At 46.1% G+C, this 206-nt stretch carries 1 tRNA gene; it reads left to right on the plus strand.

The annotated features are described in order from the left end of the window. Window positions 1–88: 88 nt before the first annotated feature. Window positions 89–161, plus strand: a tRNA-Ala gene (locus tag FC20_RS09895). Window positions 162–206: the final 45 nt, after the last annotated feature.

Below are 206 nucleotides of genomic sequence, written 5' to 3' on the forward strand. Positions count from 1 at the left end.
GTCGATGGTTCAAGTCCATCCAGGCCCATTGAAATGCACTTGCATTTCAAGGCCAGATGGAGTAACATCTATAAAGCTTAATAAATTTGGGGGCATAGCTCAGCTGGGAGAGCACCTGCTTTGCAAGCAGGAGGTCATCGGTTCGATCCCGTTTGCCTCCATTGACCGCAAGGTCAAACTTGTACGTTGAAAACTGAATATCTAAT

Origin of the sequence: Lactobacillus equicursoris DSM 19284 = JCM 14600 = CIP 110162, from assembly GCF_001434815.1 — a bacterium.
In the GTDB taxonomy this organism is placed as follows: Bacteria; Bacillota; Bacilli; order Lactobacillales; family Lactobacillaceae; genus Lactobacillus; species Lactobacillus equicursoris.